This window comes from Azohydromonas australica DSM 1124, from assembly GCF_000430725.1.
In the GTDB taxonomy this organism is placed as follows: Bacteria; Pseudomonadota; Gammaproteobacteria; order Burkholderiales; family Burkholderiaceae_C; genus Azohydromonas; species Azohydromonas australica.
The window spans coordinates 96,005-122,846 of sequence record NZ_AUMO01000045.1 but is presented as its reverse complement, the minus strand read 5'-3'; the positions used below and the strand labels follow the sequence as shown (position 1 = coordinate 122,846).

Below are 26,842 nucleotides of genomic sequence, written 5' to 3'. Positions count from 1 at the left end.
GAGCTGTTGCAGCCTTTCTGCTCTCAAGGCACCAACGTAATCCTCGGAATATTGAATTCCACCTCCGCCGGCTCATACGCCCCCCGCGGCGCCTTGAATTTCCCGAGATAACCCACCAGCGCATCAATATCCTGCCCCCCGCCCAGCACGTTCGTACCGCCGGCCAGCACCGTGAACCCATCCCCGCCGGACTGGATGAAGTTATTCACGGTGATGCGATAGAGCTTTGAGGGAGCCAGCACCAAGCCATTGGCGACGATCACTTCCTCGGCCGCCAGCGCCACCGGCGGCGTGGCGTTCAGGTCCATGCGCGTCAGGCGCACGTCGGTCACCTTGGCGCAGGCCGGCGCGCTCGCCTTCCAGGTGAACTTGAAGCCGTTGGACACCTGCAGGAGGCGCGTCGTGGCCTGGCCCTGGCAGCCGGCGAACTGCTGCTCCAGCAGGTTCTTGAGCTGCTGCGCCGTCAGGTTCAGCGTCATTAGCGTGTTGCCGAAGGGCTGCACGGTGAAGGCGTCGCCGTAGCTCACCGCGTAGGGATAGGCGGCACCCGAAATGTCGAAGCCCGGGCTGCGCACGCCGCCCGGGTTCATGAAGGCGATCTCCGCGCCGCCCTGCGCCGCGGGCTGCGTCGCGGCGAGCTGCGCATCGGCTATCAGGTCGCCTGCCGGCATCTCGCCCGCCGCGTTCGCCGTCGCCGGCATCGCCCGCGCGACGTGGCCCACCACCTGCGCCGACACGGGTGCCACCAGCGCCGCGTAGCCGTCCACCACCCGCTTGAGCAGCGCGCTGGCGGTGATGGCGGGGTCGGTCCGGTCCACCAGCACGTTGCGCGGCGACACGGCCACGATGTCGCGCCGGTTCGGGTCGATGGTGATGTCGATGTCCGTCAGCACCCGGCCCAGGGCGCCGGCGCTGGTCGCGGGCACCAGGCGCCCGGCGGCGTTGGGCAGGCCCGTCGCGCGCGGCGTGCTCACCGGGGCGGCGGCCGTGCCGATCACGTCCACCGTGTTGGCCGAGCAGTTGTAGGCCGCGTGGGTATGGCCGCTGACCACCAGGTCCACCGCGTCGTCCAGCCGCCGGACGATCTTCCCCAGTTCGGAGTCACTGCCGTCGGCGTTCCGCAGGTCGCCTACGCAGCCGTTGATGTCGCCCAGGCCGCCGCCCTGCATGCCGCCCTGGTGCACCAGCACCACGATCGCCTCGATGCCCTGCGCGCGAAGGCCCGGCACCAGCGCGTTGACGGTGTCGGCCTCGTCCCTGAACTCCAGCCCCGCCACGCCGGCCGGCGAGACGATGCCGGGCGTGCCCTTGAGCGTCATGCCGATGAAGGCGACCTGGACGCCGTTGAACGTCTTGATGCCGTAGGCCGGCAGCAGCGTCCGGCCGCTGGCCGTGTCCACCACGTTGGCCGAGAGCCACTGGAACTTCGCGCCGTCGAAGCCGCCCGGCCGGGCCGAGCCCAGGCCGCGGCAGCTGTTGGGGTCGGCGGCGCCGTTCACCAGCTTGCAGCCGCCGTTTTGCAGTCGCAGCAGCTCGGCGCGGCCCTTGTCGAACTCGTGGTTGCCCACGGCGTTGAATTCCACGCCGATGTGGTTGAGCGTCTCCACCGCCGGCTCGTCGTGGAACAGCGCCGACACCAGCGGCGACGCGCCGATGAAATCGCCCGCGCCCACCACGACGTTGAGCGGTTGGGACGCCTTCAGCTTCTCGACGTAGGCGGCCAAGTAGTCCGCCCCACCCACGGCCGGCCGGCTCGCCGCCGGCACGGCGGCATTCACCCCGAAGCTGCCCGGCGACTGCAGGTGGCCGTGGTAGTCGTTGAAGCCGATCACCTTGACGGTGAAGCTCGGGGCGGGCGGGCCGGAAGCGTCGGTGCTGGAGCAGCCGGGGAGGCCCGCCGCGGCGAGCGCGGCCAGCAGGGCGAAGGGCAGGGGCTGGAGTCGCATGGGCGGCCTTGGGCGGAGGGTTCCGCACCCACTGTGGCGAGGGCGCGTGACGGCGGCGTGAAGCGCCCGGCGCCTGCTGCGCATGAAAAAGCCGCCCTCCGGGCGGCTTTCGCGTTCAGCGCGGGACAGCCCTCAAGCCGCCTGCAGCAGCTGCCTCAGCACGAACGGCAATATCCCGCCGTGCTTGTAGTAGTCCACCTCGATGGGCGTGTCGATGCGCAGCGTCAGCGTCACGCGCTGGGTGGAGGAGTCGCCGCGGCGGATCACCAGCGTCGCCTCGCTCAGCGGCCGGGGCTCGCCCGGCGGTAGCTCGATGTCGATCACCTCGTCGCCGCGCAGCCCCAGCGTCTGCCAGGAGTCCTCGCCGCGGAACTGCAGCGGCAGCACCCCCATGCCGATCAGGTTGCTGCGGTGGATGCGCTCGAAGCTGCGCGCCACCACGGCCTTGATGCCCAGCAGCTGCGTGCCCTTGGCCGCCCAGTCGCGGCTGGAGCCGGTGCCGTACTCCTCGCCGGCGAAGATCACCGTCGGCACGCCCGCGGCCTGGTACTTCATGGCCGCGTCGTAGATGAACATCTTTTCGCCCTGGTCCGGTCCGTCGAGCTGGAACAGGGTGAGGCCGCCTTCCTCGATGGCGCCGTCCGGTTTGGGCGGCAGCATCAGGTTCTTGATGCGCACGTTGGCGAAGGTGCCGCGCATCATCACCTCGTGGTTGCCGCGGCGCGAGCCGTAGCTGTTGAAGTCGGGTTTCAGCACGTGGCGCTCGATCAGCCATTGCCCGGTCGGCGAGGCCTCCTTGATCGAGCCGGCCGGCGAGATGTGGTCGGTGGTGATGGAGTCGCCGAACAGCGCCATGACGCGCGCGCCCTTCACGCCGCTCACCAGCGCCTGCGGCTGCATCGTGAAACCCTCGAAGAAGGGCGGGCGCGCGATGTAGGTGCTGGCGGGCCAGTCGTACACCTGCCCGCTCACGCCCTTGATCGCCTGCCACAGCGGGCCCGGGGCGCTCTCCACCTTGGCGTAGTTGGCCTTGAAGGCCTCCGGGTCCATGGCGTACTTCATCAGCGCGTGCACCTCGTCGCTGCTGGGCCAGATGTCGCCCAGGTACACCGGCTTACCGCCGTGGCCCGTGCCCACCGGCTCCGTCATCAGGTCCCGGAGCACGGTGCCGGCGATGGCGTAGGCCACCACCAGCGGCGGCGAGGCCAGGAAGTTGGCCTTGAGGTTGGGGTGAATGCGCGCCTCGAAGTTGCGGTTGCCCGAGAGCACGGCGGCGCACACGAGGTCATTGCGCCAGATGACCTCGTTGAGTTCCTGCGTCAGGTCCCCCGCGTTGCCGATGCAGGTGGTGCAGCCGTAGGCCGCCACCGCGAAGCCCAGCTTCTCCAGGTAGGGCAACAGCCCGGCGCGGGTGAGGTACTCCGTCACCACGCGCGAGCCGGGCGCCAATGAGGTCTTGATGTGCGGCTGCACGCTCAGCCCGGCCTCGACGGCCTTCTTGGCCAGCAGCCCCGCGGCCAGCAGCACGCCGGGGTTGGAAGTGTTGGTGCAGGAGGTGATGGCGGCGATGAGCACGTCGCCGTTGTGGATCTCCAGCCCGTTGCTGGTGGTGAAGGCCTGCCCCAGCTTCTCCGGCGGCTGGTTGAAGCCGTTCTGCGGCACGGGCTTGCTGAACAGCTCGGTGAAGGTGCTGGAGAGCTTGCCCAGCTCGATGCGGTCCTGCGGGCGCTTGGGGCCCGCCACGCTGGGCTGCACGCTGGAGAGGTCCAGCGACACTACCTGCGAGTAGTCGATCTCGCCCGCGCGCGAGACGCCGAACAGTCCCTGCGCCTTCCAGTAGGCCTCGAACAGTTCCAGGTCGGCCTCGGGGCGCCCGGTGCCGCGCAGGTACTCCACCGTGCGCTCGTCCACCGGGAAGAAGCCCATGGTGGCGCCGTACTCCGGTGCCATGTTGCCGATGGTGGCGCGGTCGGGCAGGGCCAGCGAGCGCGTGCCCTCGCCGAAGAACTCCACGAACTTGCCCACCACGCGGTGCTTGCGCAGGATTTCCGTGACCGTGAGCACCAGGTCCGTCGCCGTCACGCCCTCGCGCAGCGCGCCGGTGAGCTCGAAGCCCACCACGTCGGGCGTAAGCAGGTACACCGGCTGGCCCAGCATCGCCGCCTCGGCCTCGATGCCGCCCACGCCCCAGGCCACCACGCCCAGGCCGTTGATCATCGTGGTGTGGCTGTCGGTGCCCACGAGCGTGTCGGGGTAGCTCACGCCGTCGGCGTCGCGGTGCAGTCCGCGCGCCAGGTATTCCAGGTTCACTTGGTGCACGATGCCGAAGCCCGGCGGCACCACGCGGAAGGTCTCGAAGGCCTGCATGCCCCACTTCATGAACTCGTAGCGCTCGCGGTTGCGCTCGAACTCCAGCTTCATGTTGAGGTCCAGCGCGGCGGGCGTGCCGTAGTGGTCGACCATCACCGAGTGGTCCACCACCAGGTCCACGGGCACCAGCGGCTCGATCAGCTTGGGGTTGCGGCCCTGGTCGGCGGCCACGTTGCGCATGGCGGCCAGGTCGGCCAGCAGCGGCACGCCGGTGAAGTCCTGCAGCACCACGCGTGCGACGACGAACGGGATCTCCTCCTCGCGCTGCGCCGCCGGCTGCCAGCCCGCCAGCTGCTCCACATGGGCCGGCGTCACCTTCTTGCCGTCGCAGTTGCGCAGCACGCTCTCCAGCACGATGCGCAGTGACACGGGCAGCCGCCGCACCGCGGGCCAGCGCTCGGCCAGCTTCGGCAGTGAAAAGAAGCGCCCCGTGCGCCCCGAGGGCGTGGAGAACTCCGTGAGCGTGTTGGCGAAGGCGTGCGCCATGGTGGGGACTCCCGTTGTTGAAGAACCGGGAATCCGGGCAATAGCCGCGCCTGCTGCCTGGCAAGGCGCCCCGGCACGCGTCCCGGTACTTGGGCAGAGCGGCGCGGCCCCGGCAACCGGGCCTGAGCCCAGGCGTCGTGCAGCCACTGCTGGCCCGCGGGACGGCGGGTTGCCGTGCCGGGGTGCCGCGGGGAGGCCAAGCGCGGCGGGCGTGCCGTGGTGGTCGACCACCACCGGATCCACGGGTACCAGCGGCTCGATCAGCTCGGGTTGCGGCCCGTGTCGGCGGTCACGTTGCGCATGGCGGCCAGAGGCGCGCGCCATGGTCCTCAGGACCGTCTTTGAGCAACCTCAAGCTGGAGCAAGTAGCGCTCCCACGCATCCCGGGCACTTCCCGGGGCGCCCGGTGCGTGCGAGCTTCGCTGCTGCGCTTCAGGGGATCCGCTTGCGCCTCGGTGACACGCCGTTGGTGATGACGAATAGAGAGGGTGTGTGCTGTCAAGGAAATAGTTGCGCGTATGGCCCCTGAATGCGTCTATGTCACCCAAGAAGACAGCAATTACTTTTTTGTAACTCAGCCACTTCACCTTTTTGTCCTCTGCGTGTCGATTCGTGAATGCCACGACACGATGCGATAACCCAGGAGCGTTTCATGAGGCCCCGTCTTCCGGTTCCCTGGGCTGGACTGGTGTCCTGCCTATTCAGCGCCGTGCTGTTGACCGCTTGTGGCGGCGGCAACGGCAGCGGCGGTTCTTCCCCCCCTGGCGAGGGCAGCAAGGAACGCGCATTGGCCGTTGACCCTGCTGCAGCGCTGTTCCAACTGCGACTCTCCAGCGCGGTCGGCGGCTCGCAGCTGCCCTTCACCGTAGGGCAGCCGCTGCGCCAGGGCGACGTGCCACAGGGCTCGACGCTGGTGGCCGACGGCGTGTCCGAGTTCCAGGCCGTGGTCACGAACCGCTGGCCCGACGGTAGTGCCAAGTTCGCCATCCTCTCCGGCCGCGCGGACCTGAGCACGGGCACCTGGCGCAGCATCGGGCTGCGGGCGGCCGCGACGCCGGAAGCGGCCACGCCGCTGACCACGGAAGACCTCAAGGCCACGGGCATCACCGCGAGCGTGGCCTTCGGCGCCTTCGGCACCGCGGGCTGGTCCGCCAGCGACTGGGACACCCCGGCGCGCACCGTGGTGAGAGGGCCGCAGATGAGCTCCTGGACCTACCGCAAGCCCATCGGCAGCGACGCGCACCTGGTGGCGTGGCTGGAAGTCCGCGCCTACAAAGGCGGGCGCGTGGAAGTGCTGCCCTGGATCGAGAACGGCTACCTCAAGGTGGCTGGCGGCACCGAGAAGAGCGCATCGGCCACGTTCACGCTGGGCGGCCAGACGCGCTTCTCGCAGCCGCTGACGCTGCTCAACCACCAGCGCGCCGTGCTGGCCAGTGGCACCGCGCTCACGCACTGGCTGGATGCTGACCCGATGGTCACGCCGCGGCATGCCACCACCTATTTCATGGACAGCCGTCTGGTGCCCCGGTACAGCGGGCAGACGGCCAGCACCAGCCCGCTGCTGGCGCAGCTGGTGGGCGAATACACGCCGCTGATGCAGGCCGCCTTTCCGAGCACGATGGGGCATACGGGATACGACGCCTCTATCGGGCTGCTGCCGATGTGGGACGCGGCTTACCTGAGTTCCCAGGGTGATCCGCGCGCCTGGCGCAGCACGATCATCAACGGCTACGCGGCCGGCCGCTACGGCATCCATTACCGCGACGAGACGACACAGCGCCCGCTGTCCTTTTCCTCGTATCCGAACCTGGTGATGAGCTACGGCTCCGGCGTGTCCGGCATTGGCACCTCGTCCAAGAACCAGTACACGCCGGCCGTCTCGGGTACGGCGCCGCCGGCGTTCACCACCTCGCACCATCCCTCGATGGGCTACATGGCGTACCTGGTCACCGGCTGGGGCTACTTCCGGGAGGAGATCCAGTTCGTCGCCACGGCCAATTACCTCAAGCAGGCCGACACCGTGCGCCAGGGCGGCCTGGGCATCCTGGAATCGAGCACGGGACCGCTGACGCCCCGCGGCGCCGCCTGGGCGATCCGCTCGCTGTCGCAGGCCGCGATCGCCACGCCCGATGACGACCCGCTGAGCGGCGAGTTCAAGGCCAGCATCAACGCCAACATCGGCTATTACCACGGCCGCTACGTCGCCAAACCCAATAATCCGCTGGGCCTGGTGCAGCCCTATGGCAATGGCTATACGAACACCGATCCCTTGGTCGGCGCGAACTGGATGGACGACTTCTTCACCGGATCGTTCGCCTACATGAAGGGGCTCAAGCTGCACGACCAGACGCTGCAGTCCAAGCTCGACAGCTTCCTGGCCTGGAAATTCCGGGCCATCGTGGGGCGCCTGGGTGGCAGCGGCGCCGACCAGTTCGCCTACCCCTATGCCGGCCAGTACACCGTGCCTTTCGCGCCCAGCCTCCGCAGCGACTGGATCAATGGCACGGGGCCCTGGTACGCGAGTTGGGGCGAGGTGGCGCGCGTCATGGGCCTGCCGACCAACGGCGAGCCGGGCCTCATCCTGGACAGTGGCTATCGCGGCGATGCCAACAGTTACTGGGGCAACCTGATGCCGGCGCTGGCGTACGCGGTGGACGAGGGCGCCGAGGGCGCCGAGGCCGCCTGGGCGCGCATGACCTCCTCGCCTGACTATGCGGTGGCGTTCAAGAAGTTCAACGACTTCCCGGTGTGGAGCGTGTACCCACGCACAAAGGAGTTGGCCCCGCCGCCGTCGACGAACACTCCCCCGCCAAGCTCCAACTTGCCGCTGGTTTCGCTCGCCGACCTCAATCCCGGCGAATGGATGGAGCTGCCCAACACCAAGATCGCCTCTGTGGTGCCGGCATCTGCGCCCAGGGGCTGGCCGTCAGCGGTGATCTGGGGCATCAACGGCGCCACGGTGGACACCCGGCGCAGCCGGCTGCTGGTCTGGGGCGGCGGCAACAGCAGCTATTGGGGCAATGAGATGTACGCCCTGGAGTTGGACACGCTGTCGATCCACCGCATCGTCGAGCCCAGCCCGTACACGCTCACAGGCCAGGACACGAACTGTGCTACTGCGCTGCCGGACGGGTCGCCGCGTTCGCGCACGACCGGCGGCAGCATGGCCTACATCCCCTCCTTGGACAGCTTCTTCGCCGTGGCCGGCAGCGTGTCCTACTGTCTGGACGGTAGCCGGCCCGTCAACGGCGGTGTTTGGCTGCGCGACTTCACCAGCGACCAGTGGGTGAAGAGGCGCGATACCGCGCCCACGAGCGCTCCGTTTGGCGTGATGGCGGTGTACGACGAGCTGGGAGGGCAGGTCCTGATCAAGGACATGGCCAAGTTCCAGTCCTACTCGCCGGCGACCGACACCTTCACGGTGCTCAACGCGAACATGCCCGTGGACTACCACATGACGGCCGCGCTGGACACCAAGCGCCGCAAGTTCGTGATGCTGGGCAACGGCGTGCAGATCATCGACTTGGTCACCAACACGATGAGCACCGTGAGCACCGTCAACCCTCCCGAGCTGGTTACCAGCAAGCAGTCGCCCGGCGTGGCCTACGACCCGGTGGCCGACCGCATCGTGGCCTGGCACGGCGGCAGCGAGGTGTGGGCGCTGGACATGGACACGCTGGAGTGGACTCAGGTGGCCGTCAACGCCGGCCCCACGGCGGCGGCGCCCGTCCAGGGCACCCACGGGCGCTGGGCCTACATCCCCAAGCACGGCGTGTTCGCGCTGATCAACGACATCAACCAGAACGCGTGGGTATTCAAGCTCGGCTCCGAGGCCGGGCAGCCGGCACCCTGACGCCGTTGCCGCGCCGGTGCAACGCCGGCGCGGCGCGGGCCACTAGCGCCCGCGCAGGAACAGCCCGTCCAGCTCCTTCATCGTCACCTGGCGCCAGGTGGGCCGGCCGTGGTTGCACTGGTCGGCGCGCTCGGTGGCTTCCATCTCGCGCAGCAGGGCGTTCATCTCCTCCAGCGTGAGGCGCCGGTTGGCGCGCACCGCGCCGTGGCAGGCCATGGTGGCCAGCATCTCGTCGCGGGCGCGCTGCACCACGCGGCTCGATCCCACCTGCGCCAGCTCCGCCAGCACCGAGCGCACCACGTCGGGCAGGTCGGCGTCCGGCAGCGCCGCCGGGCGGCTGCGCAGCGACAGCGAGGTGGCGGACAGCGGCGCCACGTCCAGGCCCAGCTCCAGCAGCGTTTCGCGCTCGGCCTCGGCCGTGGCCAGCTCGGTGGGCGTGGCGGCCATGGCCTCGGGAATCAGCAGCGGCTGCGAGGGCAGCCGCCCCTGCGCCGCCTGCGAGCGCTTCAGCCGCTCGTACACGATGCGCTCGTGCGCGGCATGCATGTCCACGATCACCAGCCCGTGGGCGTTCTCCGCCAACACGTACACGCCGCCCACCTGCGCCAGCGCCCGGCCCAGCAGCCAGGACGACTGCCCGTCGGCGCCCGCCGCCACGCGCGGGGGCTCGCGCAGGGTTTCGGTTGCGACGCTGGTGCTGCTCGCCGCCGCCGCGGCGGGGACGCCGGCGGCCATCGCGCCGGCAGCCGCCGGCACCCGGGCCGGCGCCGCCGTCTCGCCGCGCAGCGTGCCCCAGGCGGCGAGCCCGCCGCTGCCGGACGGGGTGCGCCACGGGCCGTCGTCCCAGCGCCGCGGGGCAGGCGCGTCGGCCAGGGCCAGGCCGGCCTGGTGGCGCAGCGGCGGCGTGGGCAGCTCCACCCGCTGCGCCACCGTGGAGGAGGGCGCCGCGGCGGACGCCACGGGTGCCGGCCAGGGGGCGTCCTGCGGCGCCTCGTGGGCCGCGCGCGTGAGCGCCAGCGCCTGCACCAGCGCCTGGCGCACCGCCTGGTGCACGGCGCGGCTGTCGCGGAAGCGCACCTCGATCTTGGTCGGGTGCACGTTCACGTCCACCAGCTCCGGCGCGATGTCCAGGAACAGCACGTAGGCGGGCTGGCGGCTGCCGTGGAGCTGGTCCTCGTAGGCCGAGCGCACGGCATGGGCAACGAGGCGGTCGCGCACGAAGCGGCCGTTGACGTAGAGGTACTGCACGTCGGCGCGGCTGCGCGCGGCCTCGGGGTTGCCGGCGCGGCCCTCGATGCGCAGCGGCCCGGCGGCGGCCTGCACCGCGCGGCTGGCGGCGATGAAGTCGATGCCCAGCACCTCGCGCATGCGCTGCGTCAGCGCGTTGTCCTCGGGCAGCAAGCCGGCGCCGGCGGCGCGCCACTGCGCCGAGAGCTTGCCGTCATGCCAGACGCTGAAGCTCACGTCCGGGCGCGCCAGCGCGTGGCGGCGCACGGCGTCCAGCGCGTGCGCGAACTCGGTGCTCTCGCTCTTGAGGAACTTGCGCCGCGCCGGGGTGTTGAAGAACAGCTCGCGCACCTCGACGGTGGTGCCCACGCCGCGCGCCGCGGGCGTGAGCTCGCCGGTGCGGGCATCGAGCCGGTGCGCGTGCGTGGCCTCCGCGGCGCGGCTGGCGATGCACAGCTCGGCCACCGAGGCGATGGCCGCCAGCGCCTCGCCGCGGAAGCCCATGCTGCGCACGTGTTCCAGCTCCGAGAGCGAGGCGATCTTGCTGGTGGCGTGGCGCTTGACGGCCAGGGCCAGCTGCGGGGCGGGGATGCCGCCGCCGTCGTCCTCGACCAGGATGGCGCGCATGCCGCCGCCCGTGAGGCGCACCGTGACCTGCGTGGCGCCGGCGTCCAGCGCGTTGTCCACCAGCTCGCGCACCACCGAGGCCGGGCGCTCCACCACCTCGCCCGCGGCGATCTGGCTCACCAGCGCATCGGGCAGTTCACGGATGGGTCGGCGCGGCGCGGCCGTGAGGGGAGCATTCATCAACGGGATTGTAGGAAGGCCGCCACAGGGCTTCCGGATAATGGGCTCCATGGAAATGCTCGCCCAGTTGGTTGATTTCATCCTGCACGTCGACGCGCACCTGATGGCGTTCGTGCAGGCCTATGGCGCGTGGGTGTACGCGCTGCTGTTCCTCATCGTCTTCGTCGAGACCGGCGTGGTGGTGATGCCCTTCCTGCCCGGCGACTCGCTGCTGTTCGTGGTGGGCGCGCTGTGCGGGCTGGACCTGATGAGCCTGCCGCTGGCCATGGCGCTGCTGGTCACGGCGGCGGTGCTGGGCGACCAGGTGAACTACAGCATCGGGCGCTGGCTGGGCCCGCAGGTGTTCCGCTGGGAGAGCTCGCGCTTCTTCAACAAGCGCGCCTTCGACCAGGCGCACGCCTTCTACGAGAAGCACGGCGGCATCACGATCGTGCTGGCGCGCTTCATGCCGTTCATTCGCACCTTCGTGCCCTTCGTGGCCGGCGTGGCGGCCATGACGCGGGGCAAGTTCAGCTTCTTCAACATCACCGGCGCGCTGCTGTGGGTGGTGTCGCTGACGCTGGCGGGCTACCTGTTCGGCAACATTCCCTGGGTCAAGGCCAACCTGAACCTGATCATCTACGCACTGATCCTGGTGCCCACGGCCATCGCGGTGCTGGGCGCGTGGAAGGCGCGCCGCGCCGAGGCGGCGTGAGGCTGTCCGAACCCTGAAACGGAAAGCGGCCCCGAGGGGCCGCTTTCCGTTGGGTGGAGCGCGGATTACAGCGTCCGGTTGCGCGCCAGCGGCGGATTCCGGGCGAAGTAGCGGCGGATCCCGGTGGCCACCGCCTTCACCAGCTCGCCGCGGTACTCGGTGCTGGCGAGCTTGCGCTCCTCCTCCGGGTTGGAGATGAAGGCCGTCTCCACCAGGATGCTCGGGATGTCGGGCGCCTTGAGCACCGCGAAGCCCGCCTGCTCGACGCTGCGCTTGTGCAGCTTGCCCACCTTGCCGATCTGATCCAGCACCTCGTCGCCGAGCTTGAGGCTGTCCTTGATCTGCGCCGTGGTGCTCATGTCCAGCAGCGCGCGCATCACGTGCGCGTCGCCGCTCTTGATGTTGGCGCCGCCAACCAGGTCCGAGGCGTTCTCGCGCTGCGCCATCCAGCGCGCCGCGGCGCTGGAGGCGCCCTTGTCGCTGAGCGCGAACACGCTGGCGCCGCGGGCTTCGGGGTTCATGAACGCGTCGGCGTGGATGGAGACGAACAGGTCCGCCTGCACCCGCCGCGCCTTGTTCACGCGCTCGTGCAGCGGCACGAAGAAGTCGTCGTCGCGCGTGAGCATCGCGCGCATGCCGGGAATGGCGTTGAGCCGGTCGCGCAGCTGCAGCGCCACGGCCAGCACCACGTCCTTCTCCTTCAGCCCGCTGGGGCCGATGGCGCCCGGGTCCTCGCCGCCGTGGCCCGGGTCCAGCGCGACCACGATCAGCCGGTCGATCTTGCGCAGCTGCTCGGCCGTGGGCGGCGGGGGCGGAGCGGGGGTCATGGGCGGCGCCGCGGGCGGCAGCGCCGGCTTCGGCGCGGCGGCCACCGGCGGCGGCGTGGGCAGCCCGGGGCGGTCCATGCGGTCGATGAACTCGCCCAGCGCGTCCTGCACCGAGCGCGCGGCCTGCTGCTCGGCCTGCGTCTTCTCGCGCAGCAGCGCCAGCAGCGGGTCCGGCGCCTGGGTGGGGTAGAGATCGAACACCAGCCGGTGCTGGTACGCCGCCACGGGCGACAGGCGGAACACCTGCGGCGCGGTGGCCTGCTTGAGGTCCACCACCAGCCGCACGGTGCGCGGCTGGTTCTGGCCCACGCGCACGCCTTCGATGAAGGGGTCGTCCGCGCGCACCTTGCCCACCAGCTCGCGCATCGCGGGACTGAGCTCCAGGTTGTCGATGTCGATCACCAGCCGGTCGGGCGACTCCATGAGCTGGTGCCGGGCCGTCAGCGCCTGGTCGCTCTCGATGGTCACGCGCGTGTATTCCTCCGCGGGCCACACGCGCACGGCCACGATGCCCGCGCCCCAGGCCAGCTCGCCCGCGCCCAGCAGCAGCGCCAGCGCGCCGCCGCGTTTCAGCAGGCCGCGGCGCTCGGGGCAGGGATCGGGAAAACAGCGCGGCAAGCGGCTCATGCCAGCATCTCCAACAGTTGCAGTCCGCGTGCACTGTGCGCCCGGGCCTGCAGTTCGCGCGAGTCGTCGTCGCGGATGTGCAACGTCAGCACCAGGTCCGCCGGGGGCAATACACCCGTCGCCTTGTCGGGCCATTCGGCGATCTTGAGCCCCGGCGCGGCGAAGACGTCGCGAAAGCCGGCGTCCTCCCACTCGCGCGGGTCCTCGAAGCGGTAGAAGTCGAAGTGCGAGATGGCCAGGCCGTCCGCCTCGTGCGGCTCCAGCACGGCGTAGCTGGGGCTCTTGATGCGGCCGGTGACGCCCAGCGCGCGCAGCAGGTGGCGCACGAAGGTGGTCTTGCCCGCACCCAGCGGGCCGTGCAGCTCGATGAAGGCGTCGCGCAGCGACGGCGACGCGGCCAGCCGCGCCGCGCAGGCCTCGGCATCGGCCTCCGTCGGCCAGTGGAAAGTCCGGCTACCTAGAATCTGGGGATGGGATTGAAGGGTCATGAGGCGCTCGCATTGCTGGAGCCACTGCGCGGCTGGGCGCGCGAATTGGGATTTTCCCAGATTGGCATCAGCGGCGTGGACCTGAGCGCCGCCGAGCCGGGCCTGCGCGCCTGGCTGGAGGCCGGATTCCACGGTTCCATGCAGTACATGGCCGCGCATGGCATGAAGCGCGCCCGGCCCGCGGAGCTGGTACCCGGCACCGTCAGCGTCATCGCCGCGCGCATGGACTACCTGCCGCCCGGCACGCCTGATGGTTGGCAGCGCATCGAGTTCGAGCGGCTGGGGCAGCCGCTGCAGGCCGGGGTGTCGATGTACGCCCGCGGGCGGGACTACCACAAGGTGCTGCGCGCGCGGCTGCAGAAGCTTGCCGACCGGCTCGCCGCGGCCGTCGGCCCCTTCGGCCACCGCGTGTTCACCGACTCGGCCCCGGTACTGGAGGTGGAGCTCGCCACGCGTGCCGGCCTGGGTTGGCGCGGGCGCCACACGCTCACGCTCGCGCGCGATGCGGGCTCGACCTTCTTCCTGGGCGAGATCTACGTGGACCTGGCGCTGCCGCACGGCGAGCCCGCGCAGGCGCACTGCGGCGGCTGCTCGGCCTGCCTGGACGCCTGCCCGACGCAGGCCATCGTGGCGCCGTACCGGCTGGACGCGCGGCGCTGCATCTCCTACCTGACCATCGAGCACGACGGGCCGATCCCCGTCGAGCTGCGTCCGCTGATGGGCAACCGCATCTACGGCTGCGACGACTGCCAGCTCGCGTGCCCGTGGAACAAGTTCGCGCAGCGCTCGCCGCTGCCCGACTTCGAGGTCCGGGCGCACTTCGAGGCGCCCACGCTGCTGCAGCTCTGGGGCTGGAGCGAGGCGGAGTTCCTGTCCCGCACCGAGGGCAGCCCGATCCGGCGCATCGGCCACGAGCGCTGGCAGCGCAACCTGGCGGTGGCGCTGGGCAACGCGCTGCGCGCCGGGCTGCAGGAGGCGGACGAAGCGGCGGTGCGGCAGGCGCTGGCGGCTCGACGCGAGGCGGCGGGCGAGCTGGTGCGGGAGCACATCGACTGGGCGCTGGCGCAGGCCGGCCAGGCACTTCCCGCGCTGACCTAGCCCTGCAGCTGCGCCAGCGACCACAGCGCCACCGGCACGCTGACCATGCCCAGCAGCGTCGAGACCGTCACCAGCCCGGCCACGAAGCCCGGGTGCCCGCCCAGCCGCGCGGCCAGCACGTAGCAGGTGGAGGCGGTGGGCAGCGCGGCGAAGGCCACCACCACCAGCTGCTGCACCGGCGGCAGCCCCAGCGCGTGCACCAGCACCAGCGCCACCAGCGGCAGCACCGCGTGGCGGATGGACAGGAAGGCCGTCGCCAGCCGCGGCGCCTCGCGCAGCGCGCCCAGCTGCAGCCCGGCGCCCACCGCCATCAGGCCCAGCGGCAGCGCGGCGGTGCCCACGCGGTGCAGGCTCACGGCCACCGGCTCGGGGAAGGTCAGGCCGAGCAGGTTGCCCAGCAGCCCGGCCACGGTGCTCAGGATCAGCGGGTTGCGCATCAGCTCGCGCCCGAAATGCTGCCCGCCGTGGCGCGCCAGCGGCCACACCGCCGCCACGTTGCACAGCGGCACGCAGAAGGCGATCACCAGCGCGATGGCGGCCACCGCCGGCGCGCCGCCCAGCCGCTCGGCCAGCGCCAGGCCGATGTAGGAGTTGAAGCGGAAGGCCGTCTGCGCGCCCGAGGCATGGGCCACGCGGTCCACTCCGCGCAGCAGGCCCAGCGAGTAGGCCAGCACGATGCCGCAGCCCACCACCGCCATGCCGCTGAACACCAGCGCCAGCATCGCGCCGGGCTGCAGCGGGTTGCGCACGATGGCGTTGAAGAGCAGCACCGGGAACAGCAGGTAGTACACCAGCCGCTCCGTCGCTTCCCACACCGGGCGGTTGAGCGCCGTGTAGCGGCAGATCAGGAAGCCCGCCGCGATGAGCAGGAAATCGGGCAGCAGCAACAGGGCCTCGTTCATCGGAAAAGTGTGCCAGCGAGCCTTTCCTGGGCCCGCTGCGGGGACAGGCCGCGGCGCCGGGGCGGCCCGCGATGCGGGACGCCGCCCGCGCCGGGCCGGGCCCTGTAACCATCGGCCACAATGGGTCCGGTGCCGGATGGTCCGGCCTCTGGATGGAGACAAGCGGATGAAAAGACAACGTCTGCGGATGCTGGCCGCGCTGCTGGGCCTGGCCGCCGCAAGCCCGCTGCTGATGGCGCAGGGCTATCCCGTGAAGCCCGTGCGGCTGGTGGTTCCGTTCGCACCCGGCGGCACCACCGACATCGTGGCGCGCACCGTGTCTGACAAGCTCGGCGCGGCGCTGGGTCAGACCGTGGTGGTGGAGAACAAGGCCGGCGGCGGCGGCATCGTGGGCGCGCAGGAGCTGGCCCGCTCCGCGCCCGACGGCTACACCCTGGGCATCGCCACCGTCTCCACGACAGCGGCCAACCCGGCCATCAACCCGCGCACGGGCTACAACCCGCTCACGGACTTCACGCCCATCATCAACCTCGCGGCCACCCCCAACATCATCGCGGTGCACCCGAGCTTCCCGGCCAAGAACTACGCCGACTTCCTGGCGCTGCTCAAGAGCAGCCCGGGCCGCTACAGCTATTCGAGCTCCGGCACCGGCGGCATCGGCCACCTGCAGACCGAGCTGTTCAAGAGCCTCACCGGCGTGTTCATCACGCACATTCCTTACCGCGGCGCGGGCCCGGCGCTCAACGACACGGTGGCGGGGCAGGTGCCCATCATGTTCGACAACATGCCCTCGGCGCTGCCCTTCGTGAAGGAAGGCAAGCTCGTGCCGATCGTGGTGGCGGCGCCGCAGCGCCTGGCCATCCTGCCCAACGTGCCGACCTTCAAGGAAGTCGGCCTGGAGCCGGTCAACCGCATGGCCTACTACGGCATCGTCGGTCCGAAGAACTTGCCCAAGGAGATCGTGGACAAGGTCCACAACGCGGCGAAGCAGGCGCTGGCCGATCCGGCGGTGCGCAAGCGCATCGAGGACACCGGCTCGCTGGTCGTGGCCAACACGCCCGAGCAGTTCGCCGAGCAGATCCGCGCCGAGTTCGATGTCTACAAGGGCGTGGTCGCACGCCAGAACCTGCGCCTGGAGTGAAGTGAAAGCAGCAGTACCCGAGTCGGCCGCGCCTGTCGATCCATCCGCGCCTGTCGTCGAGGCTGCGGAGTCTGCCGCGCGCGCGGCCAGCCGCGTGGCCATCGAGCGCTTCGTGCAGGCGTTGTGGATCGAGGACGGCCTCTCGGCCAACACCCTGGAGGCCTACCGGCGCGACCTCTCGCTCTACGCCGACTGGCTCGATGCCGAGGCCGGGCACGGCCTCGACGCCACCACCGAGGCCGACCTGCGCGGCTACATCGCCGCGCGCCACGGCGAGACGCGCGCCACCACCGCCAACCGGCGGCTGACGGTGTTCAAGCGCTACTTCCGCTGGGCCTTGCGCGAGCACCGGCTGCAGCAGGATCCGACCCTGAAGCTGCTGTCGGCGCGCCAGCCGCTGCGCGTGCCCAAGTCGCTGTCGGAGGCGCAGGTGGAGGCGCTGCTGGCCGCGCCGCCGGTGGAGGAGCCGCTGGGCCTGCGCGACCGCGCGATGCTGGAGCTGATGTACGCCAGCGGGCTGCGCGTGAGCGAACTCGTCGGCCTGGGGATGCTCTCGGTGGGGCTGGCCGAGGGCGTGCTGCGCGTCACCGGCAAGGGTGCGAAGGAGCGGCTGGTGCCCTTCGGCGAGGAGGCGCACGGCTGGCTGCGCCGCTACCTGGCCGAGGCGCGGACGGCGATCCTGGGCCCGCGCCAGAGCGATGCGCTGTTCGTCACCGTGCGCGGCGAGGCCATGACGCGGCAGATGTTCTGGCAGCTGGTGAAGAAGCACGCGCGCGCCGCGGGCATCGAGGTGCCGCTGTCGCCGCACACGCTGCGCCATGCCTTCGCCACGCACCTGCTCAACCACGGCGCGGACCTGCGCGCGGTGCAGCTGCTGCTCGGGCACGCCGACATCTCCACCACCACCATCTACACCCACGTCGCGCGCGAGCGGCTGCGCGCGCTGCACGCGGCGCACCATCCGCGGGCCTGAGCCGCAGCCGGCGTCGTCCGGGCAGGGGGGCGGCGGTTGCCGCGGCAAACAAACGAAAAAAGGCCGGTCTCGCGACCGGCCTTCTTCATGCTGATGTGACCCTTGCGGGCTGAAATCAGAAGGCGTGGCGCACGCCGATGGCGAAGGACGAGGGGTCCACGTTCGGGGTCACGGTGCCGAAGGCGGTGTAGGCGGCGAGGGCCTTGTTGTCCACCTTCGTGTAGAAGGCGTACAGCTTGGTGCGCTTGCTCAGGTTGTAGTTGTAGGCAACCGTGTATTGCAGCGCCTGGGTGTCGTCGAGCTTGGTGCCGTTGACCTTGACCTTGTCGGCATAGCCCACGTTGGCGTGGAACTCGCTGCCGCCCAGGGTGTACATGGCCGACACGCGGTAAGCCATGCGCTTGGACTCGTTGCCCAGGCTGTCCTCGCCCTTGTCATAGATGGCGTAGGCGCCCACGGTGACGGGGCCCAGCTCGTACAGGGCGCGCGCGCCGAGTTCCTTGGCTTCCTTCGGTGCGGCGGCGGCCAGACCGATCATGCCGCCCAGGGGGCCGTCGGTGTAAGCCAGGCCCAGGTGCAGCGGGCCGCGGTCGTAGTTGGCAGCCACCACGGCGGAATTCTTGCCGCCGACGACCGTCTCCTTCAGGCCGTACTGGGCCTCGATCACGAGGCCGCCGAAGCTGGGCGTGTTGTAGGAGATGTTGTTCTGCTTGACGCCCGGCAGCAGGATCAGCGCATCCGACGACGTGCCCGTGTCGTGGTTGTGCATGCTGATGTAGTCAGCGGTCGTGTAGTAGGCAGCCGTCTGGCCCATGTTGCCCAGGCGCACGCGACCGAAGTTGCCTTCCACGCCCACCCACGACTCACGGCCGAAGAGGCCGCGGGCGTCGCCGACACCGGTGTCGGAAGCGAAGCCGCTTTCCAGCACGAACAGGCCCTTCAGGCCATTGCCCAGATCTTCGGAACCACGCAGGCCCCAGCGCGAGTTGCTGTCTTGCACCACGGTCTTGGTGCCGACGGCGTCCTTCTGGCGCTCGACGGACGTGTTGATGCGGCCATACAGGCTGACCGAGCTTTGGGCGAAAGCGGTGCCCGCGGCCAGCACGGCGGCCGCAGCAATGAGAGTGCGCTTCATCGAAGAATCCTTTATTTGAACATCGGGGCTATGACTGCCCGATAGCCAGGATTCTAAGAAGAGGCCGGGGAAAAACCCGTGATGTGGAGCCACCTTGTCCCGTTTTGTGACTCCGACGCAACAGTGTGTGAAGTGCGGGCAATCGATGCCCGCACAACCTTTGCGGTGCCTCAACGGCCCCGCAGATGCGCCGGCGCCTCCAGCCGCTTGGCCAGCGTGGACAGCAGCAGCGTGAGCACCAGGTACAGCGCCGAGATGGCGAGGTAGGGCTCCCAGTAGCGCGAGTAAGCGCCCGCCACGGTGCGCGCGGCCAGTGCCAGCTCGGCCAGGCCGATGGCCGAGACCAGGGACGAGTCCTTGATCAGCGTCACGCCCTCGTTGACCAGCGCCGGCACCATGCGGCGAAACGCCTGCGGCAGGATCACGTCGCGCATGGCCTGCGCGTGCGTCAGCCCCAGGCTGTAGGCGGCCTGGGTCTGGCCGCGGTGGATGCTCTGGATGCCCGCGCGGAAGATCTCGCTGATGTAGGCCCCGGCGTTGAGCGTGAGCGCCAGTGCGCCGGAGAAGAAGGCCCCGTGCTCCTGGCGGAACTCGCGCGCCGCCTCACCCGTGAGCAGCCAGCCCGTCTCCGGGTGGATCAGCGTGGGCATGAGCGCGAAGTGCACCAGCAGGATCTGCACGAACAGCGGCGTGCCGCGGAAGAAGGTGACGTAGCCCAGCGTCACGGCGCGCGCGAGCTTCATCAGCACGCGCAGCAGCGGCGCCTTGGGCTCGGGCGCGTCGGCCGAGCTGCTGACCAGCCCCAGCAACGCGCCCAGCACCAGGCCCGCGCCGACGGCCACCAGCGCAAGCTGCACCGTCATCCACAGCCCGGAGAGGAAAAGCGGGCCGTAGCCCGCCAGGATTTCCCAACGCAGATTCACTTCAGCACGGCCTTACTTCGACGCGGCCGAGGCCGGGGTGCCGGCGGCCGCCGGGGCGCTGCCGAAATACTTGGCGTAGATCTTGTCGTAGGTGCCGTCGGCGCGGATGCCGGCCAGGCCCTGGTTGAGCATCTCCAGCACCGCGGTGTTGCCCTTGCGCACGGCGATGCCGTACTGCTCGGGCGTGAAGCTGGGGTCGCTCACGGTCTTGAAGCCCGTACCGCTGTTGTTGGTCACGTAGTGGGCGACCACGCCGTTGTCGGCCACCACCGCGTCCACGCCGCCGGATTCCAGCTCCTTGAGCGCCAGCGGGGTGGACTCGAAGCGCTTGATGGCCGCGCTGTTCTTGCCCAGCAGCTTGGTGACCACCTCGTCGCCCGTGGTGCCGGTCTGCACGCCGACCTTCAGCGGCTTGAGATCGGCGAACTTCGTGACCTTGGAGCCCTGCTTGACGGCGATGAGCTGCACGGCGTCGAAGTAGGGCGCCGTGAAGTCCATGGTCTGCTTGCGCTCGTCGGTGATCGTGATGGCCGACACCAGCAGGTCGCGGTCGCCCTGCGCCACGGCGTTGAAGATGCCTTCCCAGGGCGTGTTGACGAACTTCACCTGCACGCCGGCCTTGGAGGCGATGGCGCTGACGACGTCGATGTCGAAGCCAACGATCTCGCCCTTCTCGTTCTGCGACTCGAAGGGGGCGTAGGCGGCGTCGGTGCCGACCACGTAGACCTTGGCCGGCGCCGCCGAGGCGGCGGCGGTGGGTTCGGACGCCGCGGGCGCGGTGGCCGGGGCGGCGGCCTCTTCCTTCTTGCCGCAGGCGCCCAGCAGCGTCGCGGTGCCGAGCAAGCCGGCTTGCAGGAAGACGCGGCGTGAGGTGGTGTTGTTGGCCATGGAGGTCCAGAAAATTGTGAAGTGCGTCCAGTTTATGCCGTGGCCGGCGCGCGACTCCTAACCGGAATCAAGCCTGCTGCTCCAGCGCCAGCAGCTCGGCTTGCGTGAACTCCGCGGCCAGCCGCGCGGCGTGATTGAACGGTGGGCGCGGGCGCGGCGCCTGGTAACGCTCGGTGAGTTCGGGGTAGTGCGCAATGGGGTCGAGCCCGCGTTGCGCGCACAGCCAGCGGTACCAGCGGTTGCCGACCGCGACGTGGCCCACCTCGTCGCGCAGGATCACGTCCAGGATCGCCACGGCGCGGTCGTCGCCGGCGCGGCGGAACTTCTCCTGCATCGGCGGCGTGGCATCGAGCCCGCGCGCCTCGAGCGTGCGCGGCACCAGGGCCATGCGCGCCAGTGCGTCGCCGGCGGTGCGCTGCGTCATCAGCCACAGGCCGTCGTGGGCCTCGAAGTCGCCGTAGTCGTGGCCGAGGCTCTGCAGGTGCGCGCGCACCAGGCCGAAGTGCAGCGCCTCCTCGGCCGCCACGCGGGTCCAGTCGCGGTAGAAGGCCGGCGGCATGCCGGCGAAGCGCCACACCGCGTCCAGCGCCAGGTTGATGGCATTGAACTCGATGTGCGCCACCGCGTGCAGCAGCGCGGCGCGGCCGGCCAGGGTGAAGGGCGAGCGCGTGGGCACCTGGCGCGGCTCCACCAGGCGCGGCAGCGCCGGGCGCCCGGGCACGTCCGCGGGCTCCTCCAGCGCCAGCGCCGGATCGAGCGCGAAGCGCTCGAAACCCTCGTGCAGCGCGGTGGCCTGGGCCGACTTGGCGGCGGGGTCGCGCTCGCACAGGGCGCGCAACGCGGCGCGGCGCAGGCAAGGCAGGTCGTTCATGGTCGGTGCAGCGGCGGATGGGAGCGGAAGGGCGGGCGAGGCAGCGGCAAAGGCCCGGCGGCAGGTCCGGGCGCACGCCTTGCCCCCGGGCGGGAGTGAAGGCGGCTCCTAGAATTATCGGCTTGCGGCGCGCCGGACCCCGGCCGGCTGCACTTCCTGCCGCGCGGCGCCCGGGTGATTGCCCGCGCCATCCCCTTCCATCGCCCTGCCTGGCACGGTTCCCGGCGCAGGGCCGCAGCACATCAGACACATCAACAACACCATGAGCGATCTGCACAAATTCCTGTTCGAAGGCCTGCCCGTGCGCGGCATGCTGGTGCGGCTCACCGACAGCTGGCGCGAGGTGCTGCAGCGCCGCGAGGCCAGCAGCGGCTACCCCGGGCCGGTGCGCGAGCTGCTGGGCGAGATGACGGCCGCGGCAGTGCTGATGCAGTCCAACATCAAGTTCAACGGCGCGCTGGTGATGCAAATCTTCGGCGACGGCCCCGTGAAGATGGCCGTGGTGGAGGTGCAGCCGGAGCTGCATTTCCGCGCCACGGCCAAGGTCGTGGGCGAGGTGCCCGAAGGGGCGCGGCTGGAAGCTATGCTCAACGTGCACAACCGCGGGCGCTGCGCCATCACGCTGGACCCACGCGACCGCCAGCCCGGCCAGCAGCCCTACCAGGGCGTGGTGCCGCTGTCGGCCATGGGCGAGGAGTTCCACGCGCTGCAGAGCATCTCCGAGGTGCTGGAGCAGTACATGCGCCAGTCCGAGCAGCTGGAGACGCGCCTGGTGCTGGCGGCCAACGACGAGGTCGCCGCCGGGCTGCTGATCCAGCGCCTGCCCGTCGAGGGGCTGGGCAACCTGGAGAGCAAGGAAAAGCAGGCCGAGGCCGAAGTGCTGGCCGAGGGTTTCAACCGCATCGCGCACCTGGCCTCCTCGCTCAAGGCCGAGGAGCTGCTGACGCTGGACGCCGAGACCATCCTGCACCGCCTCTTCTGGGAGGAGGACGTGCGCCGCTTCGAGCCGCAGCAGCCGCGCTTCGCCTGCACCTGCTCGCGCGAGCGCGTGGGCTCCATGCTCAAGGGCCTGGGCCGCGAGGAGATCGACTCCATCGTGGCCGAGCGCGGCGAGGTGGAGATCGGCTGCGACTTCTGCGGCCGCCAGTACCACTTCGACGTCGTGGACGTGGGCGAGCTCTTCACGCCGGAGCGCGACCAGCCGCCGTCGTCCACCGCGGTGCAGTGAGTCTCCGGGTCAGGGCGCGCCGCGCCCGGCCGATGCCCGCAGCGCGTGCTCGCACTGCGGGTCGTCGCAGTCCTCGCACGCCCAGCGCCAGGCCGGCTGTGCCGCCTCGCGCTCGCGCAGCCGCGTGAACAGGCCGGCGCGCGGCGTGGGCAGCGTGCGCAGCCAGGGCGACAGGGCGTCCACCGCGCAGTCCACGCGCGCCTCGCCCTCGCCGCGCACCACCGACCACGACAGCCCGTGCGCCAGCAGCAGGCCGCGCACCAGGCGGTCCACCGGCGCGCGCACCTGCGGGCCGTCGCGCTGGTGGCCGTCGGCCACCCAGGGCAGGTCCAGCGCGGTGAGCAGCGTCGCGGCGCAGCGGCGCTGGAAGTCCAGCGCCATGGCGTGCAGCGAGCGGTCGTCGAACAGCAGCTCGCTGTAGACCGCCGTCATCAGCGGCGTGGTGTCGGCCACCACCAGGTCGTGCTCGGCCGCGGCCCGTTCCAGGCGGCGCTGCTGCGCTTGCGCGATGCCGAGCTGTTCCTCGGCGCGCGGCGTGCGGCCCTCGCGCTCGCACCACTCGCGCAGCACCTCCGGCACCCAGGCCACGGACAGGCCCGTCTCGCGCGCCAGCCGCTCGGCCAGGGCTTGCGCCAGCACGGTCTTGCCCGTGCTCTCGGCACCGATCAGGGCGATGACGTTCAGGGAAGCGGGGGAAGCAGGGAAGGCGGGCATGTCAGGCGGCGGGAGGCACACGCCGGCGGCGTGGCAAGGCTCAGGCCGAGGCCAGCGTCCGCTGCCGCGCCAGCCGCGCCCAGCGCCGCCAGCCCACGGCCGACAGCACGGCGAAGAGGGCGTAGAGCAGCACCGTCAGCCACAGGCCCTTGTAGGCGAAGAGGGCGACGCTGGCGACGTTGACCGCCAGCCAGGTCGGCCAGTTCTGCACGTACTTGCGCCCAAGCAGCCACTGGCCGGCGAGGCTGGCCACGGTGGTGAAGGCGTCGGCGTAGGGCACGTCGGAGTCGGTGGCGCTGTCCAGCAGCCAGCCCACCAGCGGCCAAGCCGCCAGCGTCGCCAGGCTCAGCCGCAGCAGGCCGCGGCGGCCGAGGTCGCGCACCTGCAGCGCGTGGCCGTCGTTCTGCGTGCCGCGCAGCCACTGCCACCAGCCCCACAGGGCTGCGGCAATGAAGACGAGCTGCAGCAGCGCCTCGCCGTAGAGGCGGCTGCCGGCGAAGAGCAGGGCGTAGAGGGCGCTGCTGGCGATGGCCAGCGGCCAGCCCAGCGGGTTCACGCGCAGGTTGCAGTGGACCATCCACAGCGCCAGCACGAAGGCCAGCAGCTCGGCGCGGCTGACCGCCACGCCCCAGGCCGTGAACACGACGGCTTGCAGCCACTGCATGGCGCGTCAGTGCCGCGCCGGCGGGATCTGCACCAGGATCTCGTCGGGCTTGACCATGCCCAGCTCGGTGCGGGCACGTTCCTCGACCATCTCCAGGCCGTCGCGCAGGTCGGCCACCTCGTTGGCCATGCGCTCGTTGACCTCGCGCGCCTGCGCGTTGGCCTGCTGCTGGGTCTGCAGCTGCGCGCGCAGCACTTGCACGTTGCGCACGCCGCCCTTGCTCCACCACAGCTCGTAATGCACCAGCGCCAGCAGCGCCAGCAGCACCAGGGTCACCAGTCGCATGGCCTTGAACCTTCAGGTGTTCCGGTTGCAATGCACCCCGTTCGCCCCGGGCCTGCCCAAGGGCAGGCGCAGAGGCAGGGGCTTCGACAAGCTCAGCCCGAACGGGGTGGTGGTATGCGGAATACCTAAAGCCTTTCCGGATCAGCGCAGGTTGTAGAACGCGGCGCGGCCGGGGTAGACGGCGATGTCGCCCAGGTCTTCCTCGATGCGCAGCAGCTGGTTGTACTTGGCCATGCGGTCGCTGCGGCTCATGGAGCCGGTCTTGATCTGGCCGGCGTTGGTGGCCACGGCGATGTCGGCGATGGTCGAGTCCTCGGTCTCGCCCGAGCGGTGGCTGATCACGGCGGTGTAGCCCGCGCGCTTGGCCATCTCGATGGCGGCGAAGGTCTCGGTCAGCGTGCCGATCTGGTTGATCTTGATGAGGATCGAGTTGGCGATGCCCTTGTCGATGCCTTCCTTCAGGATCTTGGTGTTGGTCACGAACAGGTCGTCGCCCACCAGCTGCACGTTCTTGCCCAGGCGCTCGGTGAGGTGCTTCCAGCCGTCCCAGTCGCCTTCGGCCATGCCGTCCTCGATCGAGATGATCGGGTACTTGTCGCACCAGGTGGCCAGCATGTCGGTCCACTGCTCGGCGGTGAGCTTGAGGCCGCCTTCGCCTTCCAGCACGTACAGGCCGTCCTTGTAGAACTCGCTGGCGGCGCAGTCCAGGCCGATGGCGATCTGCTCGCCGGCGGTGTAGCCGGCCTTGTCGATGGCTTCCAGGATCAGCTGGATCGCCGCCTCGTGGCTCTCCACGCTGGGGGCGAAGCCGCCCTCGTCGCCCACGGCGGTGCTCATGCCCTTGGCGTCGATGATCTTCTTCAGGGCGTGGAACACCTCGGCGCCGTAGCGCACGGCCTCGCGGAAGCTCGGCGCGCCCACGGGGATGATCATCATCTCCTGCAGGTCCAGGTTGTTGTTGGCGTGGGCGCCGCCGTTGATGACGTTCATCATCGGCACGGGCATCTGCACCGCGCCCATGCCGCCGAAGTAGCGGTACAGCGGCAGGCCGGACTCTTCCGCGGCGGCGCGCGCCACGGCCATGGAGACGGCCAGCATCGCGTTGGCGCCCAGGCGGCCCTTGTTGTCGGTGCCGTCGAGGTCGATCAGCGTCTTGTCCAGGAAGGCCTGCTCGGAGGCGTCCAGGCCCAGCACGGCCTCGGAGATCTCGGTGTTGACGTGCTGCACGGCCTTGAGCACGCCCTTACCCAGGTAGCGCGACTTGTCGCCGTCGCGCAGCTCGATGGCCTCGCGCGAGCCCGTGGAAGCGCCCGACGGGACGGCGGCACGGCCCATGGTGCCGGACTCCAGCAGCACATCACATTCCACGGTGGGGTTGCCGCGGCTGTCCAGGACTTCGCGGCCGACGATGTCGACGATGGCACTCATGGGTCAATCTCTCCGGTAGGGTTGGATTCGAGTCTGCACACGCCCGGCAGGCGTGCGGCCGTTGCGTTGACGGCGCTCTGGGAACAGGCCGGGGACGCCGCCTTCAGGCGACGCCTTCGACCAGGATCATGCGCATCACGCCCGCGCCTTCACGCAGGCTGCGCGCATGGGTGTAGGTCTCGCTGTCGTAGTAGGCCCGCGCCTTCTCGGCGTTCTCGAAGCGCAGCACCACGATGCGCTCGGGCGACCACGGCCCTTCGAGCACCTCGATGGCGCCGCCGCGCACCAGCACCTCCACGCCGTGCTCCTGCATGGCGCGGGTGCTCCACTCGCGGTAGTTGGCCATCTTCTGCGCGTCGGTGATCTGCACGTCGGCAATGATGTAGGCGCTCATCGGGGTCGGGTCCTTCAGCAGCTGAAGTCGTTTTCGAGCAGGGGCTGCGTCTTGATGACGCGGTCCAGCGCCAGCAGCTGCTCCAGCAGCGCGCGCATGTGCTTGAGCGGCACGGCGTTGGGGCCGTCCGACAGCGCCTTGGCCGGGTCGGGGTGCGTCTCCATGAACAGCCCCGAGATGCCCACCGCCACCGCCGCGCGCGCCAGCACCGGCACGAACTCGCGCTGGCCGCCGCTGCTGGTGCCCTGGCCGCCGGGCAGCTGCACCGAGTGCGTGGCGTCGAAGACGACCGGCGCGCCCGTCTCGCGCATGATCGCCAGCGAGCGCATGTCCGAGACCAGGTTGTTGTAGCCGAAGCTCACGCCGCGCTCGCAGGCCATGAAGGCGTCATCGTCCAGGCCCTTCTCGCGCGCGGCGGCGCGGGCCTTGTCGATCACGTTCTTCATGTCGTGGGGCGCGAGGAACTGCCCCTTCTTGATGTTCACCGGCTTGCCCGACTGCGCCACGGCGCGGATGAAGTCGGTCTGGCGGCACAGAAAGGCCGGCGTCTGCAGCACGTCCACCACGGCGGCCACGCGCTCGACCTCGGCCTCGCTGTGCACGTCGGTGAGCACGGGCACCTGCAGTTGCGAGCGCACCTTGGCCAGGATCTCCAGGCCCGTGTCCATGCCGGGGCCGCGGAAGCTCGTGCCGCTGGAGCGGTTGGCCTTGTCGTAGCTGCTCTTGAAGATGAAGGGGATGCCCAGCTCGCTGGTGATCTCCTTCAGCCGCCCGGCCACCTCGGCCTGCAGCGTCTCGCTCTCGACCACGCAGGGTCCGGCGATGAGAAAGAACGGCTTGTCGAGGCCGACCTCGAATCCGCACAGCTTCATG

General features: G+C 70.3%; 22 protein-coding genes. 6 read left to right on the top strand and 16 right to left on the bottom strand.

From position 1 onward, the window contains the following. Positions 1–23: 23 nt before the first annotated feature. A complete protein-coding gene (locus H537_RS41870) occupies positions 24–1,946 on the bottom strand; it encodes a bifunctional metallophosphatase/5'-nucleotidase (protein ID WP_051242179.1) in 1,923 nt (640 codons plus the stop codon). A gap of 132 nt (positions 1,947–2,078) precedes the next feature. Continuing rightward, complete coding sequence (acnA, locus tag H537_RS0108585; RefSeq protein WP_028997591.1) at positions 2,079–4,802, bottom strand: aconitate hydratase AcnA; 2,724 nt, start codon at positions 4,800–4,802, stop codon at positions 2,079–2,081. Between the two features lie 652 nt (positions 4,803–5,454). Between acnA and H537_RS0108580 the strand changes: the two genes are divergently transcribed. Further along, the gene (locus tag H537_RS0108580) at positions 5,455–8,655 is read left to right on the top strand and encodes a hypothetical protein (RefSeq protein ID WP_156901544.1); all 3,201 of its coding nucleotides are present in this window, start codon (positions 5,455–5,457) and stop codon (positions 8,653–8,655) included. Between the two features lie 42 nt (positions 8,656–8,697). On the opposite strand, the gene mutL is transcribed toward H537_RS0108580, so the two are convergent. Continuing rightward, on the bottom strand, positions 8,698–10,689 hold the full coding sequence (gene mutL, locus H537_RS0108575; protein WP_028997589.1) for a DNA mismatch repair endonuclease MutL: 1,992 nt from the start codon (positions 10,687–10,689) through the stop codon (positions 8,698–8,700). Between the two features lie 49 nt (positions 10,690–10,738). Here mutL and H537_RS0108570 point away from each other — a divergent pair, with 49 nt between their 5' ends. Next, positions 10,739–11,383: a DedA family protein gene (locus H537_RS0108570; protein ID WP_028997588.1), complete on the top strand. Its 645-nt coding sequence runs from the start codon at positions 10,739–10,741 to the stop codon at positions 11,381–11,383. 65 nt (positions 11,384–11,448) lie between these two features. Here the strand turns inward: H537_RS0108570 and H537_RS0108565 are convergent, their stop codons facing one another. Then, positions 11,449–12,837: an N-acetylmuramoyl-L-alanine amidase gene (locus tag H537_RS0108565; RefSeq protein WP_043458424.1), complete on the bottom strand. Its 1,389-nt coding sequence runs from the start codon at positions 12,835–12,837 to the stop codon at positions 11,449–11,451. Then, positions 12,834–13,325, bottom strand: a complete 492-nt coding sequence (gene tsaE / locus H537_RS0108560; RefSeq protein ID WP_028997586.1) for a tRNA (adenosine(37)-N6)-threonylcarbamoyltransferase complex ATPase subunit type 1 TsaE — start codon at positions 13,323–13,325, stop codon at positions 12,834–12,836. The genes H537_RS0108565 and tsaE overlap by 4 nt, the downstream gene beginning before the upstream one ends. On the opposite strand from tsaE, the gene queG reads away from it, so the two are divergent. Continuing rightward, positions 13,308–14,423 (top strand): tRNA epoxyqueuosine(34) reductase QueG, encoded by a 1,116-nt coding sequence (gene queG, locus H537_RS0108555; RefSeq protein ID WP_043458423.1) that lies wholly within the window; start codon positions 13,308–13,310, stop codon positions 14,421–14,423. The genes tsaE and queG overlap by 18 nt on opposite strands. On the opposite strand, the gene H537_RS0108550 is transcribed toward queG, so the two are convergent. Beyond that, positions 14,420–15,325, bottom strand: coding sequence for an AEC family transporter (locus tag H537_RS0108550; RefSeq protein WP_028997584.1), 906 nt, complete (start codon positions 15,323–15,325; stop codon positions 14,420–14,422). The two genes, queG and H537_RS0108550, sit on opposite strands and share 4 nt — an antisense overlap. A 166-nt stretch (positions 15,326–15,491) precedes the next feature. On the opposite strand from H537_RS0108550, the gene H537_RS0108545 reads away from it, so the two are divergent. Both H537_RS0108545 and xerD read left to right on the top strand, forming a co-directional pair. Then, entirely contained in the window at positions 15,492–16,466 is a 975-nt protein-coding gene (locus H537_RS0108545; RefSeq protein ID WP_043458422.1) for a tripartite tricarboxylate transporter substrate binding protein BugE, read from the top strand. 94 nt (positions 16,467–16,560) lie between these two features. After that, a complete protein-coding gene (xerD, locus tag H537_RS0108540; protein WP_028997582.1) occupies positions 16,561–17,439 on the top strand; it encodes a site-specific tyrosine recombinase XerD in 879 nt (292 codons plus the stop codon). Positions 17,440–17,554: 115 nt separating this feature from the next. Here the strand turns inward: xerD and H537_RS0108535 are convergent, their stop codons facing one another. The 4 genes from H537_RS0108535 to H537_RS0108520 all read right to left on the bottom strand — a co-directional run bounded on the left by H537_RS0108535 (position 17,555) and on the right by H537_RS0108520 (position 21,256). Next, positions 17,555–18,574 (bottom strand): porin, encoded by a 1,020-nt coding sequence (locus tag H537_RS0108535; RefSeq protein ID WP_028997581.1) that lies wholly within the window; start codon positions 18,572–18,574, stop codon positions 17,555–17,557. 170 nt (positions 18,575–18,744) lie between these two features. Further along, a complete protein-coding gene (locus H537_RS0108530; RefSeq protein ID WP_028997580.1) occupies positions 18,745–19,497 on the bottom strand; it encodes an amino acid ABC transporter permease in 753 nt (250 codons plus the stop codon). A 12-nt stretch (positions 19,498–19,509) separates the two neighbouring features. Then, on the bottom strand, positions 19,510–20,385 hold the full coding sequence (locus H537_RS0108525) for a basic amino acid ABC transporter substrate-binding protein (protein WP_028997579.1): 876 nt from the start codon (positions 20,383–20,385) through the stop codon (positions 19,510–19,512). A gap of 67 nt (positions 20,386–20,452) precedes the next feature. Next, positions 20,453–21,256: a ferritin-like domain-containing protein gene (locus H537_RS0108520; protein ID WP_043458420.1), complete on the bottom strand. Its 804-nt coding sequence runs from the start codon at positions 21,254–21,256 to the stop codon at positions 20,453–20,455. 262 nt (positions 21,257–21,518) lie between these two features. On the opposite strand from H537_RS0108520, the gene hslO reads away from it, so the two are divergent. After that, entirely contained in the window at positions 21,519–22,484 is a 966-nt protein-coding gene (hslO, locus tag H537_RS0108515; protein WP_028997577.1) for an Hsp33 family molecular chaperone HslO, read from the top strand. A 9-nt stretch (positions 22,485–22,493) separates the two neighbouring features. Here hslO and H537_RS0108510 read toward each other — a convergent pair whose 3' ends face one another. The 6 genes from H537_RS0108510 to kdsA form a co-directional block, all read right to left on the bottom strand. Further along, entirely contained in the window at positions 22,494–23,198 is a 705-nt protein-coding gene (locus tag H537_RS0108510) for an AAA family ATPase (RefSeq protein ID WP_051242177.1), read from the bottom strand. Between the two features lie 40 nt (positions 23,199–23,238). Further along, the gene (gene pnuC, locus H537_RS0108505; RefSeq protein WP_028997575.1) at positions 23,239–23,862 is read right to left on the bottom strand and encodes a nicotinamide riboside transporter PnuC; all 624 of its coding nucleotides are present in this window, start codon (positions 23,860–23,862) and stop codon (positions 23,239–23,241) included. Between the two features lie 6 nt (positions 23,863–23,868). Continuing rightward, complete coding sequence (ftsB, locus tag H537_RS0108500; RefSeq protein WP_028997574.1) at positions 23,869–24,147, bottom strand: cell division protein FtsB; 279 nt, start codon at positions 24,145–24,147, stop codon at positions 23,869–23,871. 141 nt (positions 24,148–24,288) lie between these two features. Then, positions 24,289–25,575, bottom strand: coding sequence for a phosphopyruvate hydratase (gene eno / locus H537_RS0108495; RefSeq protein ID WP_028997573.1), 1,287 nt, complete (start codon positions 25,573–25,575; stop codon positions 24,289–24,291). Between the two features lie 103 nt (positions 25,576–25,678). Next, entirely contained in the window at positions 25,679–25,969 is a 291-nt protein-coding gene (locus tag H537_RS0108490; RefSeq protein WP_028997572.1) for a DUF1330 domain-containing protein, read from the bottom strand. 14 nt (positions 25,970–25,983) lie between these two features. After that, the gene (gene kdsA, locus H537_RS0108485) at positions 25,984–26,841 is read right to left on the bottom strand and encodes a 3-deoxy-8-phosphooctulonate synthase (protein WP_028997571.1); all 858 of its coding nucleotides are present in this window, start codon (positions 26,839–26,841) and stop codon (positions 25,984–25,986) included. Position 26,842 lies beyond the last annotated feature (1 nt).